13 protein-coding genes, 1 pseudogene and 1 riboswitch are annotated in these 15,371 nt (G+C 42.6%); of the genes and pseudogenes, 4 read left to right on the forward strand and 10 right to left on the reverse strand.

What is annotated here, in order from left to right; all coding sequences use genetic code 11:
- Positions 1–16: 16 nt before the first annotated feature.
- The 3 genes and pseudogenes from ACZ47Z_RS11065 to ACZ47Z_RS11075 form a co-directional block, all read right to left on the reverse strand.
- Positions 17–1,933: an NAD(+) synthase gene (locus ACZ47Z_RS11065; RefSeq protein WP_015529477.1), complete on the reverse strand. Its 1,917-nt coding sequence runs from the start codon at positions 1,931–1,933 to the stop codon at positions 17–19.
- Positions 1,934–1,989: 56 nt separating this feature from the next.
- Positions 1,990–2,866, reverse strand: a pseudogene (hslO, locus tag ACZ47Z_RS11070) (Hsp33 family molecular chaperone HslO).
- A 47-nt stretch (positions 2,867–2,913) separates the two neighbouring features.
- On the reverse strand, positions 2,914–3,672 hold the full coding sequence (locus tag ACZ47Z_RS11075) for a class I SAM-dependent DNA methyltransferase (protein WP_020436831.1): 759 nt from the start codon (positions 3,670–3,672) through the stop codon (positions 2,914–2,916).
- Positions 3,673–4,059: 387 nt separating this feature from the next.
- Between ACZ47Z_RS11075 and ACZ47Z_RS11080 the strand changes: the two genes are divergently transcribed.
- From ACZ47Z_RS11080 to mgtE, 4 genes are all read left to right on the forward strand, one after another.
- Positions 4,060–5,955 carry an OPT family oligopeptide transporter gene (locus tag ACZ47Z_RS11080; RefSeq protein WP_464525569.1) on the forward strand — a complete coding sequence of 632 codons (1,896 nt, stop codon included), beginning with the start codon at positions 4,060–4,062 and terminating at the stop codon, positions 5,953–5,955.
- A gap of 4 nt (positions 5,956–5,959) precedes the next feature.
- On the forward strand, positions 5,960–6,313 hold the full coding sequence (locus tag ACZ47Z_RS11085) for a PqqD family protein (RefSeq protein WP_015529474.1): 354 nt from the start codon (positions 5,960–5,962) through the stop codon (positions 6,311–6,313).
- Positions 6,310–6,672, forward strand: coding sequence for a hypothetical protein (locus tag ACZ47Z_RS11090; RefSeq protein WP_015529473.1), 363 nt, complete (start codon positions 6,310–6,312; stop codon positions 6,670–6,672). Before ACZ47Z_RS11085 ends, ACZ47Z_RS11090 begins: the two co-directional genes overlap by 4 nt.
- 177 nt (positions 6,673–6,849) lie before the next feature.
- Positions 6,850–7,043, forward strand: a riboswitch (M-box (ykoK) riboswitch).
- A 157-nt stretch (positions 7,044–7,200) separates the two neighbouring features.
- Entirely contained in the window at positions 7,201–8,532 is a 1,332-nt protein-coding gene (mgtE, locus tag ACZ47Z_RS11095) for a magnesium transporter (protein WP_464525570.1), read from the forward strand.
- A 102-nt stretch (positions 8,533–8,634) separates the two neighbouring features.
- On the opposite strand, the gene ilvN is transcribed toward mgtE, so the two are convergent.
- The 7 genes from ilvN to thyA form a co-directional block, all read right to left on the reverse strand.
- Entirely contained in the window at positions 8,635–9,144 is a 510-nt protein-coding gene (ilvN, locus tag ACZ47Z_RS11100) for an acetolactate synthase small subunit (RefSeq protein WP_015529471.1), read from the reverse strand.
- A gap of 39 nt (positions 9,145–9,183) precedes the next feature.
- Entirely contained in the window at positions 9,184–10,902 is a 1,719-nt protein-coding gene (gene ilvB / locus ACZ47Z_RS11105; protein ID WP_020436827.1) for a biosynthetic-type acetolactate synthase large subunit, read from the reverse strand.
- A 255-nt stretch (positions 10,903–11,157) separates the two neighbouring features.
- Positions 11,158–11,982, reverse strand: a complete 825-nt coding sequence (locus ACZ47Z_RS11110; protein WP_055147458.1) for a metal ABC transporter permease — start codon at positions 11,980–11,982, stop codon at positions 11,158–11,160.
- Positions 11,975–12,685 (reverse strand): metal ABC transporter ATP-binding protein, encoded by a 711-nt coding sequence (locus tag ACZ47Z_RS11115; protein ID WP_015529468.1) that lies wholly within the window; start codon positions 12,683–12,685, stop codon positions 11,975–11,977. Before ACZ47Z_RS11115 ends, ACZ47Z_RS11110 begins: the two co-directional genes overlap by 8 nt.
- On the reverse strand, positions 12,685–13,773 hold the full coding sequence (locus ACZ47Z_RS11120; RefSeq protein WP_464526056.1) for a metal ABC transporter substrate-binding protein: 1,089 nt from the start codon (positions 13,771–13,773) through the stop codon (positions 12,685–12,687). Before ACZ47Z_RS11120 ends, ACZ47Z_RS11115 begins: the two co-directional genes overlap by 1 nt.
- A gap of 40 nt (positions 13,774–13,813) precedes the next feature.
- Positions 13,814–14,302 carry a dihydrofolate reductase gene (locus ACZ47Z_RS11125; protein WP_195937232.1) on the reverse strand — a complete coding sequence of 163 codons (489 nt, stop codon included), beginning with the start codon at positions 14,300–14,302 and terminating at the stop codon, positions 13,814–13,816.
- A 12-nt stretch (positions 14,303–14,314) separates the two neighbouring features.
- Positions 14,315–15,163, reverse strand: a complete 849-nt coding sequence (gene thyA / locus ACZ47Z_RS11130) for a thymidylate synthase (protein WP_020436824.1) — start codon at positions 15,161–15,163, stop codon at positions 14,315–14,317.
- Positions 15,164–15,371: the final 208 nt, after the last annotated feature.

Here is a 15,371-nt window from a genome sequence, read left to right on the forward strand (position 1 = left end):
CGCAATTTTTATTTTCTTATACTCTGCAAGCCTCAAGATCTTTCATCCATACTGCCACGCAGGCATCACTTGGCATTCTCCAGTCCCCTCTAGGAGAAAGTGCCACAGTACCAACCTTCGGTCCATCCGGCAGACAGGAACGCTTGAACTGCTGAGAGAAAAATCTTCTACAGAATGTTTCCAGCCATTTAAAAATGGTCTCTTTGTCATATTCACCATCAAATGTCATACATGCAATACGGAAGATCTTGCTCGGCTCATATCCAAAACGAAGCATAAAGTACAGGAAGAAATCATGCAGTTCGTAAGGTCCTACAAGATCTTCTGTCTTCTGCGCGATATCTCCGTCCTTCGGCGGTAGAAGCTCAGGACTTACCGGTGTATCAAGTACATCGTAAAGTACATTCTTAAGAGCTTCGTCTTTTGTATCATCCGCAGCATATTTTACAAGATGGCGAACCAGTGTCTTCGGTACAGAAGCATTCACTCCGTACATAGACATATGATCTCCATTGTAAGTTGCCCATCCAAGCGCAAGCTCTGACAGATCGCCTGTTCCAATAACCATTCCCCAAGTCTTGTTTGCGATATCCATCAGCACCTGTGTACGCTCTCTCGCCTGGCAGTTTTCATAAGTTACACTGTGATCTTCCGGATCATGTCCGATGTCACGGAAATGAACATTCACGGCATCTGCAATCGGAACCTCGATCAAAGTTGCTCCGACTTTCTTCGACATCTCACAGGCATTCTGATAAGTTCTGTCTGTTGTACCAAAGCAAGGCATTGTCACAGCAATGATATCCTTCTTATCTCTTCCAAGCATGTCAAATGCGCGTGCCGTTACAAGCAGTGCAAGTGTGGAATCCAGACCTCCGGAAATGCCGACAACAGCAGTTCTTGCATTCGTATGAGCCAGACGTTTCTTCAGTCCCATTGCCTGGATCGTCAGGATCTCCTCACAGCGCTGTGCACGGGTCTGTTCATCAGAAGGAACGAACGGCTTCTTCGGAAATGTTCTTGTCAAAAATGTCTTTGTCTCTTCCACGGTAAATGGAACACGTACCAGAGTCTCTTCATCCAATGGCTGGAATGTCGTATTCTTTCTTCTCTCACCTGTAATTCTCTGAAGATCCAGCTCTGAGTAAATAATTTCATTTACATATCTACTGCTTTCTTTCAGAACGGTTCCGTTTTCAGCAATAATATTGTGTCCGCCAAAAACAAGATCCGTAGTTGACTCCCCTTCTCCGGCATTTGCATAAATGTATCCAGAGATCAGTCTTGCAGACTGTCCGGAGATCAGTGCACGACGGTAAGTATCTTTTCCGATCGTCTCATCACTTGCGGAACAGTTGACGATCACTGTTGCACCTTCAAGTGCCGCCTGAATACTCGGCGGAACCGGTGACCAGACATCCTCGCAGATCTCGGCTGCCACTACCAGTTCTTCCATTCCTTCTGCCTGGAAGAGAATCTGCGGACCGAATGGAATTTTCTTTCCTTCAAATGTAATCTCTCTCACTGTCTGTGGTCCCGGAGTAAACTGGCGCATCTCATAAAATTCACCATAGTTTGGCAGGAACGTCTTTGTCGTAAATCCGATGATCTCGCCCTGATTCATTGCCGCAGCTACATTATAAAGCTTTCCATTCACTTCAAGCGGTGCTCCGACAAATACAAGCATATCTTTGTCATTTGTATTTTCTGCAATCTCAAGCAATGCTTTTCTGGAAGCTTTCAGAAGTACGCTGTGGTCGAACAGATCACTACAGGTGTATCCTGTCACACAAAGCTCCGGAAATACAAGAATCTTCGCGCCATTTTTCTGTGCTTCTTCCATAGCATTGATGATATTCTGTGTATTAAATTCCACATCCGCAACGCGGATATCCGGTGTCGCTGCCGCAACCTTCACAAATCCATTTTTCATCTCATCTTCACCCCATCTTCTATTATATGATGTCAGGGCAAAAGCCCCGGCAATACTTATCGAGCCTGTTTTAACAATTCTTTCAATTCATCTACTGTATACTTATATGCTGTATTACAGAAATGACACTTCACTTCAATCTCTTTACCTTCATCGATCATTTCCTGAATCTCTTTCTTTCCGATACTGATGATTGCTTTCTCGATTCTCTTCTTAGAACAGTTGCAATAGAACTGTGCCGGCATTGTATCTGTAATTTCCAGATCAAGTTCTTCAAGAACCTGCTCAAGCATCTGCTCCGGTGTATGTCCGTTATCCAGCATGGATGTTACAGACTGGATCTTCTGAATGTTTGCCTCCAGCTTATTAAGCACTTCATCCTCGATAAAAGGCATTACCTGAACGATAAATCCACCTGCACATTTCACTGTATTATCTTTGTTCATCAGAACTCCAAGTCCGACAGAAGACGGTACCTGTTCAGATGTTGCAAAATAATAAGTAAGATCCTCTGCGATCTCTCCTGTCTGCAGAATTGTTCTGGCCTGAATATGGCTCCTTGAGTCCCATATCTTTGATGATCGTCATGACACCCTGTCCAAGTGCTCCACCGACATCAAGCTTTCCGTTCTTCGCCGGAAGCATCACATCCGGATTAAATGCATATCCTTTTACATTTCCCTTGCTGTCCGCTGTCACAGTCAGACCTTCGATCTGACCGGAACACTGAATCTGGATTGTCAGCATGTCTGTATCATTCTTCATCATGCTTCCCATCATCACTCCACCTGTAAGGAGTCTTCCCAGCGCTGCTGTCGCAACCGGACTTGTTCCGTGATGCTCTCTTGCCTCCTCAACCAGGTTTGTTGTCACTGCCGCAAATGCACGGATCTGTGCATTTCCTGCTGTTGCTCTTACAATATAATCATTCATGTCTTATTCTCCTCGTCTTTCTTATCTATTCAAGAATTGTATCCAATTCATTTCCCGGATTCTCTGGCAACGATATAGATTCTCTCGCTCTTCTCTGTCGGTTCCTCGTGTGTAACTGCGTCATATGCCGCCTCAAAAACAAGCCCCGAACGTTCTACCAACTCTTTCATCTCTTCTAAGGTATACCCTCTCTGGTAATGTGTCTCCTGATATCTCCGATACAAATCTTCACTTGCGTCTTCCTGAATGAACAGAGTCAGATCATACTCATTGATCCGCTCTTCTTCATAATAGAAATTATCCCAGATAAAACTACATTCCCCTCTGTCTTCCGCGATCACAGTATCTCCCATGACCTCTTTATACTTATATACAGTATTAAAATCAAACAAAAAGACTCCCTTTGGATCCAGGTAGTTGTTCACCAGACGGAATACTTCTTCTAGTTCCTCCGGTTCTGTAATATAGTTGACCGAATCACAGACACTGACAATCGCCCTTACTGTTCCATATAATTCGAACTCACGCATATCCTGAAGCAGATAAAGAATGTCCTTCCCTGACTCCATACGTTTCTCCATCGCAAGCTCCAACATATCTTCTGAATTATCCACACCGATCATGTCATATCCATAATCCGCAAGCTTCTCTGTCATTGTTCCTGTGCCACAGCCCAGATCCAAAAGAATGCCATCCTCTATTCCACGGTCTTTTAAAAGACTGTGAATGTATTCGCCCCACTCTTCGTAAGGTACATTATCCATGAAAATGTCGTAGACCGCCGCAAACCCTGTATAAGCTTCCAACTGTTGACCTCCGTTCTTTTCTGTTTCTACATAATCCATTATATTTTACCACATTTTTTTCTTCTTGGCATCATACATTTCTATATTCGTGTGTGTTTCTCCATTTCTTGTTATTATTAGTAAAACCCTTTTTTATATCAAGAATTCTGAAATTTCTTCTCATTTTTCAGTTTTATTATGTCCTAAAATCTACCATTTTTTATGAAAATTTTATATTTGTAACATATTTCCATAACATTTTTACGTTTTATTCTTTCTTTTAGCACTTTAATATGCTATAATCATAAAGCTATGTTAATAAAAAATTTTTTATATTAACAAAAGGCGTTGCTATCTGTTGTGGGGACAGCAGGATAGTAGAAAAACAAAAGAAAGGACATTGAAAAAATGGACAACAACAAGAAAGAATTCAAGCCGTATATTCCAGCAGACAAAGTCGTTCCTGAGTTTACGGTGACAGCACTCTTGATTGGTATCCTTCTGGCAATCGTATTTGGAGCTGCTAACGCATACCTCGGACTTCTCGTTGGTATGACAGTTTCCGCTTCCATCCCGGCAGCCGTAATTTCTATGGGAATCATTCGTGTGATTCTCCGTAAGGATTCTATTCTCGAGAACAACATGGTACAGACAATCGGTTCTGCCGGAGAGTCTGTTGCTGCAGGAGCTATCTTCACACTTCCTGCATTATTCCTTTGGGCTGAAGAGGGAAAGATCGCTTTCCCAAGCATCCTTTCCATCGCTCTGATCGCCCTGTTCGGAGGAACACTCGGAGTATGCTTCATGGTACCGCTTCGTCAGGCTCTTATCGTTGAAGAGCACGGAACACTTCCTTTCCCAGAGGGAACTGCTTGTGCAGAAGTTCTTCTGGCCGGAGAAGAAGGTGGATCTAAGGCTGGTACAGTATTCGCAGGACTTGGTATCGCAGCCGTTTACAAATTCCTTGCAGACGGAATGCAGCTTTTCCCAAGTGAGATCGGACACGCATTCAAGAATTACAGTGGAGCACAGGTTGGTATGCAGGTTCTTCCGGCACTTGGCGGTGTAGGATATATCTGTGGACCGAAGATCTCCAGCTACATGTTCGCCGGTGGTACACTCAGCTGGTTCGTACTTATGCCAATGATCGCACTGTTCGGTGGAGATGCTACAATCTTCCCTGCTTCAGTTACTGTAAATGAATTACTTGTGGATGGTCCTTCTGCTCTTTGGGCTAATTACATCAAATACATCGGAGCCGGAGCTGTTGCAACTGGTGGTATCATCAGTCTGATTAAGAGCCTTCCTCTGATCGTAAGAACATTTAAGCAGGCCATTGGAAGTATGAAAAAGAATGCCGGATCCAGCAAACAGCTTCGTACAGAGCAGGATCTCCCATTCCCATTACTGATCGGAGTTAGCCTTGTGATCGCTGTTCTGATCTGGATTCTTCCAATCTTCCCGGTTAACCTGATTGGTGCCCTGATCATCGTTGTATTCGGATTCTTCTTTGCAACTGTATCTTCTCGTATGGTTGGACTGATCGGATCTTCTAACAACCCGGTATCAGGTATGACAATCGCTACACTGCTCTTTGCTACAGTAATCCTGAAAGTTACAGGTACTACAGGACTTACAGGTATGGTTGGAGCCATCTCTATCGGTGGTATCATCTGTATCGTTGCAGCAATCGCAGGAGATGCTTCTCAGGACTTAAAGACAGGATTCATCGTAGGTGCTACACCTTCCAAACAGCAGATTGGAGAGATCATCGGTGTTGTTGCTTCTTCTGCAGCAATCGGATTCGTTCTTTACCTTCTGAATGAGGCTTGGGGATACGGAACAGAAAAGATTCCGGCAGCTCAGGCTACAATGATGAAGATGCTCGTTGAAGGTATCATGAATGAGGAACTTCCATGGGCTATGATCCTGATCGGTGTATTTGTTGCAATCGTTGTTGAGATCCTTAAGATGCCGGTTATGCCATTCGCAGTTGGTATGTACCTTCCATTCTCTCTGAGCGCAGGTATCATGGCTGGTGGTATTGTACGTATCTTCGTTGAGAAGAAAAAAGGTACAGAGGCAGAGAAAAAAGCACGTACAGACAGAGGTCTTCTCTTTACATCCGGTATGATCGCCGGAGAAGGTATCATCGGTATCCTTCTTGCTGTATTTGCAGTAGTTAAGATTGATTCTAAGATCATTCTGCCATTCCACTTACCACAGGTTGGCAGTCTGGTGCTTTACATTGCATTACTCGTACTTCTGTACGTTGTATGTATGAAAGCTGATAAGGAAAAATAATTCAATGAAAAAGAAAGACAGTAAAAACTATCTTGACTTTATCCCGGAGAAGAATCCGGAAATTGAATATGAAACAGGTGAGGACGGTATTATTACCGTCCTTATCGAATGGAAGGGATTTTATCACAAGTTGGCTCAGCGCTTCTTCCGTCGTCCCCGTGTAAGTGAAATCAAGTTAGACAAGCTTGGAACTTTTGTGTGGAACTCCATCGATGATAAAAAGGATGTACATGCAATCTCCAAAGAGCTTGAAGCAGAGTTTCCTTCTATGGAACAGCCGCTGACAAGACTGATCAAATACCTTGAGATCCTTCATGATAATCACCTGATCTACTGGAAAGGAGAGAAACGGAAATGATGCATACGATTCTGAAATATCTTCCTTATGTACTTCTCTTTGCAGTTGCTACAATGATCGTCTACGGATGGGGATTGTGGCGTACGATGAGACAGGGAAGCGATCTTGCTAATATGCTCAGTTCCAAAGGAATCTCCAAAGTCAAAAAGACATTGAAGAAAAATGGTCCTATGACCCGCACAGCTCTTGAACCATATGTGAAAGATCTGACGGCAAAACAACCATTTATGCAGGAACAAATCAATGTGACTAATCCAAGACAATTTCTTGATTCAATTCTTCCCTATATGGTAAAGCAAAAAATGATCACTGAGGAAAAAGTGAATGGGAAAATTGTATATCAGATCCGCAAGGATTGAAAACAAAAAGGATATCTGCCAGAAGTAATGATTACTCTGACAGATATCCTTTTTGTCTTTTCATCTTTTTCCACTTTTTTCTTTCTTTTTACACCAATTTACACAGATTTATCGCATTTTTCCTTGACACGCCCCGCTGCGTGGGATACAATAATCTATGGTAAAAACAACACAACTACATCATTTCGGTAGGTGAGGTTACCACAGGGATTGGGATATTTGACATGCTTCAAGCATTCGATAGGACCCGGAGATTGCTGCCGCGAGATTGTGGAGACACGATTAGTTGGTCAGCAGGCTGTGTCGAGAAGGCACAACCTAATGCAATTGATATGCCCTGTGATACTAAAGCTTGAACGATGCATTTTATAAGAAGTCAATACGACTCCGTCATTGTTCAGGCAATGATGGAGTTTTTTGTTTCTCATAAAAATACGAACAAGGGAGGTGAGGTTATGGACTCTGGTGCCAGTAGTTACCACATATGTGGCTCAATAGACAAAAATAAAATAATGCGAGGTAATTATCATGGACAAAGATATTTTTATAAAGCTTCTGGCGCAGCGCGAATTCAAAGCTGTCAGAAGTATTCTCGATGTAATGAACGAAGTGGACATAGCCTCTCTTCTCTCAACTTTAAGTGATAAAGAACTGGCTCTTGCTTTTCGTCTTATTCCAAAAGATAAAGCTGCTGAAGTATTTTCCAATATGGACACTTCCATGCAGACTTATCTGGTAACAATGTTTACTGAGAAAGAGCTGAAAGAGCTCTTAGACGACCTCTATATGGACGATACGGTCGATATGCTGGAAGAACTCCCGGCAAACCTTGTAAAGCGAATTCTGGCTACCGTCAGCGCGTCAGACCGTAGCATGATCAACCAGCTGCTGAACTATCCGGAAGACAGTGCCGGAAGTATCATGACAACGGAATATGTAGACCTGCGTGAGGAAATGACTGTCGGACAGGCGATGGCACATATCAAGAAGACCGGAATCCATAAAGAGACCATTTACACCTGCTATATCACAGAACGCAGAAAACTGGTCGGTATCGTAAGTGCAAAAGATTTGATGACAACAGATGACGATGTTCCGATCAAAGACCTGATGGAGACAGAGATCATCTCCGTGTATACACACTCTGATCAGGAACAGGTTGCACAGCTGTTCACAAAGTATAACCTGCTTGCGCTCCCTGTTATTGACCAGGACGGCCGCATGGTTGGTATTGTTACATTCGACGATGCTATGGATGTTATGGTAGATGAGGCCACAGAGGATATCACAAAGATGGCTGCCATCAACCCTAGTGAGAAGACATATTTTGAAACATCCGTTCTTCAGCATGCAAAGAACCGTATCCCATGGCTTTTGATCTTGATGTTCACTTCCATCATCACAGGAACGATCATTACAAGATATGAAAATGCATTCGCAGCCATCCCTCTTCTCGTATCCTTCATCCCAATGCTGATGGATACCGGTGGAAACTGTGGTTCCCAGAGTGCAACACTGATCATCCGTGGAATCGCACTGGATGAGATTCGTTTTACAGATCTTTTCAAAGTCATGTTCAAAGAATTCCGTATCTCTTTGATCGTCGGTGCTTTTCTTGCTGTTGCCAACGGTGTACGTATCTTTATACAGTATCACAATCCAGGACTTGCAGTTGTGATTGCCTGCTCCCTGATGGGAACCGTGATCATGGCAAAGCTGGTTGGATGTACCCTCCCACTTCTTGCCAAGAAAGTAAATCTCGACCCTGCGATCATGGCTTCTCCACTGATCACAACACTGGTGGATACCTTCTCAATCCTGATCTACTTTAATATTGCAACAGTATTATTCCGTTTGTAATAGCAAATCACAAATGGATACAAAATCAAAAAAACATATAAATAAAAAAGTATCAGAAACTTTTAAATTTGCTTCTGATACTTTTTTATTTCTTTTTATTAATTATCTTTCCATCATACTGATCGACTCGATTCCAACGCTTCCGCCTCGGACAACTTCAATGCTCTTAAATTCTTCCTTCATCAACTTCACAACTGCATCATTCTTTGTCGCAGTCTGTACAAACTCAACCAGAAGACTGTCTTTTCCGTAATCGATTACTTTCGCCTTAAATGTCTCTGCGATCTGAAAGATCTCAACCTTATCTTCCGGTGTACATTTTAAGACTTTTACATAAAGGATCTCTTTCATTCTTACAAATACGTCTGTAAAATCAATTACTTTAATTACTTCAATCATACGGTTAAGCTGCTTCTTGATCTGCTCAAATGTCTCATCATCGCTGACTGTTGCAATTGTCATTCTGGAAACGGTCGGGTCTTCTGTTGTTCCAACTGTCAGACTGTCCAGGTTATAACATTTCCCGGAAAATAAACCGGAAATCTTCGAAAGTACACCAACCTGGTTTTCTACATAGAGAGAAATCCATCTCTTTTTCATATTATTATCCATATCTCTTCCTCGCTAACCTATATTTTCTGTTCTAATCGATTAACAATCCATGATCAAATCTTCAAGTGTTCCGCCCGGCTGAACCATCGGATATACAAGTTCTTCCGGATTGATAACGAACTCGATCAGTGTCGGTGTCTTTGTATTCTTCTTCGCCTCTTCAAATGCAGCTGCGATATCTTCTTTCTTCATAACACGGATTCCTTTGGCTCCGTAGCTCTCTGCAAGCTTCACAAAATCCGGTGTGTACTCCGGCATCTCCTGCCCGTTTGTTCTGCGGAAAAGTGCTCCTGATTTCAGGTTCGTCATACTGTAACGTTTTCCATAGAACAGCTTCTGCCACTGACGTACCATACCAAGATATTCATTGTTAAATACACAGAGAATCAATGGAAGTTCTTCCAATACTGCTGTAGCAAATTCCTGAATGTTCATCTGCATACCACCGTCTCCGGAGATTGCAATAACATCCTTATCCGGATTACCAAGCTTCGCTCCGATCGCAGCCGGGAAACCATATCCCATCGTTCCAAGTCCACCGGAAGTGATCAGCTGCTTGTTCTTTGTAATCTCAATATACTGTGTTGTGAACATCTGATGCTGGCCTACATCTGTTGCAATGATCGCATTGTCAAACTGACGGTTGATCTCTTCAATAATATCCTGCGGTCCCATATCCACGCGGTTCTTCATCGTCAAAGGATGTTCTTCCTTCCACTCGGCAATCTGTTTTCTCCACTTCTTTGTCTCACAATGCTCTACATATTCATTCATCTTCGTAACTGCCTCAAGCGCATCCGCAACGATCGGCACGTCAACATGAATATTTCTTGAAATAGATGCTGTATCGATATCAATATGAACGATCTGTGCATTCGGTGCAAATTCATGCAGCTTACCTGTAATACGGTCATTAAAACGTGTTCCGATCGAGAATAAAAGATCGCATTCGCTGACTGCCATGTTCGAAGCATATGCTCCGTGCATTCCAAGGTTTCCTATATAAAGTGGATGATCTGTCGGAACTGCTCCACGTCCCATGATCGTTGTGACAACCGGAACTTCTGTCTTCTCTACAACTTCTGTAAACACCTCATTCGCACGTGCAATATTCACACCGCCTCCTGCAAGGAATAACGGCTTCTTTGCCTTTTTCAGCATCTTAAGCGCACGTTTTAACTGTCCCATATGCACATTCGTATTTGGCTTATAGCCACGGATATTGACTGTATCCGGATAATCCGCACTTCCAAGTTCTGCCATCACATCTTTTGGAAGATCGATCAGTACCGGTCCCGGTCTTCCTGTTCTTGCAATATAAAAGGCTTCTTTAATAATTCTTCCAAGATCCTCTCTGTTTCGTACAATAACACCGTATTTCGTAATACTGCGTGTAATTCCTACAATATCAACCTCCTGGAATGCATCATTTCCGATCAATGGTCTTGCTACCTGACCTGTAAAACATACGAGAGGTACACTGTCATAATTCGCTGTTGCAAGACCTGTAACAAGGTTTGTAGCTCCCGGTCCGCTTGTAACAAGACAGACACCTACCTTCCCCGTTGTTCTGGCATAAGCATCTGCCTCATGAACCAGTGCCTGCTCATGTCTTGGCAGAATGATCCGAATATCATCCTGCTTGTACAATTCATCACTGATATCAATCGTACATGCTCCCGGATAGCCGAAAATGGTATCCACGCCTTCTTCCTTCAGCGCTCTTACAAGTAATTTGTTTCCTGAAATCTGTTTCAATCTATATACCTCCCTTTTCAAAAAAGAAAGCCCCAAGCATGACCTTCATGCCCAGGGCGAATATCCAGTATTTACCGTTCACAGTACCTGTGTCAACAGCCAGATCTATCCATGTCATCACCTGAATTCAGAGATAAGCCTCTGTACATCCACAAGCTGTGTACTACTCCCTGTCTTCGTATTTGCGTAAAGCGTAAATTAATTATAAGTGTTAAAAAATATCTTGTCAACGTCGAGTTCTTGATCTTATTTAATCTATCGCATATGATTTTTCACAGCTCCAACTACTGTATACAGAACCATCATTACAAGATTGGCAAGAACAACACTGGCTCCCGCCGGGGTTGCCGCAACATATGAAAGAGTTACTCCTGCAATCAGACACACCACAGAGATTACTGCTGCGTTTATTATAACACTTTTAAATGTCCTGCACACTCTCATTGATGTCAATGCCGGGAAAATGATCAGGCTCGAGATCAATAATGCTCCCATCATACGCATTCCAAGCACGATCGTCACTGCTGTAAGTACAGCGATCAATGTATTGTAAACTCCTGCTTTTACACCTGTTGCACGGGCAAATGTCTCATCAAATGTAATCGCAAATATCTTGTGATAAAAAACAATAAACAGGATGAGTACAAAAACGGAAAGTACAAGACTTAATTTCACATCCTCCGCACTCATCGCAAGAATGCTTCCAAACATATAATTATATACATCCGTATTCATTCCTGTTGTCAATGAGATCACCATAACGCCAACTGCTAGTGACGTTGTAGAAATCAGTGCAATTGCCGCATCTCCTTTGATCTTTGCATTCCCGCTGATTCGAAGAAGCAGAATTGCTGCTACAATAACAACCGGGATTGCTACTGTAAGCGGAGCGGCATTCATCGCAGCCGCAATCGCCATGGCACCAAATCCCACATGAGAAAGTCCATCCCCAATCATCGAATACCGTTTCAATACAAGGCTGACACCCAGTAATGCAGAACATAATGCAACCAGTGATCCAACAAGGAACGCTCTTGTCATAAAAGGATAAGACAACATCTCAATCACTGCATCAAACATGTGTCTCACCTCCTAAGAATGTTTTGCCGGCACGACTCTTCTCGTATCCATCTGCTTTTCCAAAGTACAGCACTGTTTCCTGTAAATGAAGGATATGACTTGCATATTCTACAGCACTCTCGATATCGTGTGAAACCATAACAACTGCAATCCCGGATTCCTTATTGATTCGACTGATCAATTGATAGAATTCTGCTGTCACAATTGGATCCAATCCTGTGACCGGTTCATCAAGAAGCAAGAGTTTCTTGGTCGCACACAATGCTCTTGCAAGCAGAACACGCTGTCTTTGTCCACCTGACAGATCTCGGAAACATTGTTTTGCGAGGTCACGGATTCCAAGCATGTCCATCTTCTCCCACGCCTGCTTCTTATCTTCTGCTGTATAAAACGGTTTCATCCCTCTGCTGTTCAACCGGCCGGAAAGAACCACTTCATAAACACTGGCCGGAAAATCTTTCTTCACATCTGTCTGCTGTGGAAGATATCCGATCTCTGTCTGTTTTAATCCATCATCAAAAACAATCTTGCCTTTGTCCACATTCTTCAGCCCCAAAAGACTCTTTACAAGTGTACTTTTTCCGGAACCATTTTCTCCGACAATACAGAGGTAGTCTCCCTGATTAATCTCAAAATTCAAGTCATGTACGACCATCTGTCCTTCGTATCCAATGGATACATTTTCACATTTGATCAACGCCATCAGTTCAGCACCTCCCTTAATGTTTCAACATTTTTCTCCATAAGACTCAGATATGTCTCTCCATCTGCAAACTGCTTTGCTGTCAGATTATGACAGCTATAAAATTCTTTTACATCAGCATTTGTTGCTTCTGCAATAGCTTTCGCAATATTTTCGTTGCTAAGTTCCATTTTTAATACTGTTTTAATATTCTCATCCTGTACTTTATTGATTAAAAACGCCATTGTAGCTGCGCTTGGCTCTGTGTCCGAAGCACATCCTGAAAATGCTGCATAATAATCCAGACCATACGCTTCTGCAAAATAACGGAACGGAAATCTGTCTCCGAAAATCATCAGCTTTCGTTTTGAATGATCCACCACATCCTGAAATTCCTGATCCAATTCTTTCAATTGTGCTACATAAGCTTCTGCATTTTCTTCATAATCAGATGCATTTTCCGAATCAATCTCGCAGAGCTCTTCTTTGATCTGCTCGACGATCTTCACCGCATTTAACGGAGATGTCCACACATGTTCATCAATTTCATGTACAGAATGTGTTTCTTCCTGTCCATGCTCTTCATGATCTGCTTCATCCTCTTCATGCTCCACTTCGTGCTCTTCATGCTCCGCATCATCCTCGTCATGATCATGACCACGCTCTTCTTTCATTCCTTCCACATGTTCCTCTTCCACTGTGTCAACACAATCCACCAGCTTCAGAGTCTTTCTTCCGTTGTCCGGCATTGATTCAAGAATGTCTTCTACCCAGGCATCATTCTCGCCGCCCACATAGATAAACAGATCACTATTCTGGATCGCAATAATATCCTGTGGCGTCGGCTCATAAGAATGTGTCTCCTCACCCGGTTTTAAAAGCATCTTAAGTTCCACATTCTCTCCCGCGATCTGACGCACAAAATCATACTGCGGAAAGATTGTCGCTACAACACTAATCTTTTCATTTTCTACTTTATTCTGTTCTTTTCCCCCGTTTTGCTCTGTCTGCTGCCCGGACATTCCACACCCGGTCAGCATCATTCCAAGAATAAGACTTCCTGCAAGCAGAAAGTCTCTTACTCTTCTCTTCTTCATCTTCAAATTCATCTTCTCACTTTTACGCTTTTCCACTTTCACAGCATCTGCTTTAGCAGCGCTCATATTTTGTAAAAGCAAATTCCAGATCAAAACAAGTCTGTTCTTCTCCTTCTTCCGTCATCTTCCAATCTTCCATCTGATCCAGATTCGGGAAATAAGTGTCTGCCTGGAATGCACGGTCTATCTTTGTTACATATACAATATCACAATATGGAAGCATCATCTTGTAAATGCTCTCGCCACCGATCACATAAATCTTCTCACTCGGATACTTCTTCAATTCTTCTAAAAGTTCTTCCTCTGAGTGAACGATCACTGCATCTTTCACCTGATAATTTTTATTCTTCGTAAGAACAATATTCACTCTATTCTTCAAAGGAAGTCCGTTCGGGAAACTTTCCAGTGTCTTTCGTCCCATAACTACAACATTTCCTGTTGTTTTCTGACGAAAGAACTTCATATCTGATGGAATGCTCACCAGCAGTCTGTTCTGGTAACCGATTCCCCAATTATTATCTGCTGCTACGATTGCCTGCATACTTCTTCTCCTTTACACAGCGATTGGTATATTCTTAATCTGCGGATGTGTCTCATATCCTTCCAGTTTCACATCATCCGGTGTGAAATCATAGAAGTCTTTCACTTCCGGGTTCAGCCAGAACTTCGGTGCCGGAAGCGGTTCTCTTGAGATCAGTTCCTCAATCATCGGAACATGTCGGTCATAAATATGTGCATCTGCGATCACATGAACAAACTCTCCGACCTTCATGTCACATACCTGCGCCAACATATGAAGCAATACTGCATACTGACACACATTCCAGTTATTTGCCGCAAGGACATCCTGAGAACGCTGGTTAAGAATTCCATTTAGTGTAAGCTTGTCACTATCTTTTTCCTTTGTCACATTAAATGTCATACTATATGCACATGGATACAGATTCATCTCATGAAGATCCTGATGCACGTAAATATTTGTCATAATACGACGGCTATACGGATTATTCTTCAAATCATAAATCACGCGGTCTACCTGATCCATCATGCCTTCTTTATACTGATGCTTCACCTGCATCTGATAACCATAAGCTTTTCCGATCGAACCATCCTCATCAGCCCAACTGTCCCAGATATGACTGTTCAGATCATTAATATTATTCGACTTCTTCTGCCAGATCCAGAGCATCTCATCCACACAGCTCTTGATCCCGGTTCTTCTAAGAGTCAGTGCCGGAAATTCCTTAGACAAGTCATAGCGGTTGACCACTCCAAATTTCTTAATGGTATATGCCGGTGTTCCGTCCTCCCATCTTGGGCGTACCTTCTCACCCTCTGTGCTTGTTCCATTCTCTATAATGTCTCTGCACATATCAATAAATACTTTATCTGCGTAACTCAACTATTTTTCTCCTTCTTGACCAATGATTCTTCTTTCATATAGAAACATCACATCGTTACTGTTCACTCCCGTGTCAATCACTCCGCTGATTGACACGGAGGATGCGTGTTTTGACTTGAATGCATCTCGCCCCATCGCCAAAGGCGATTTAAAATGGCGAGATGCGTTGCTGGTCGCACATCGTGTGAACAGTAAACATCACATCTGA

Source organism: Mediterraneibacter faecis (assembly GCF_055383675.1).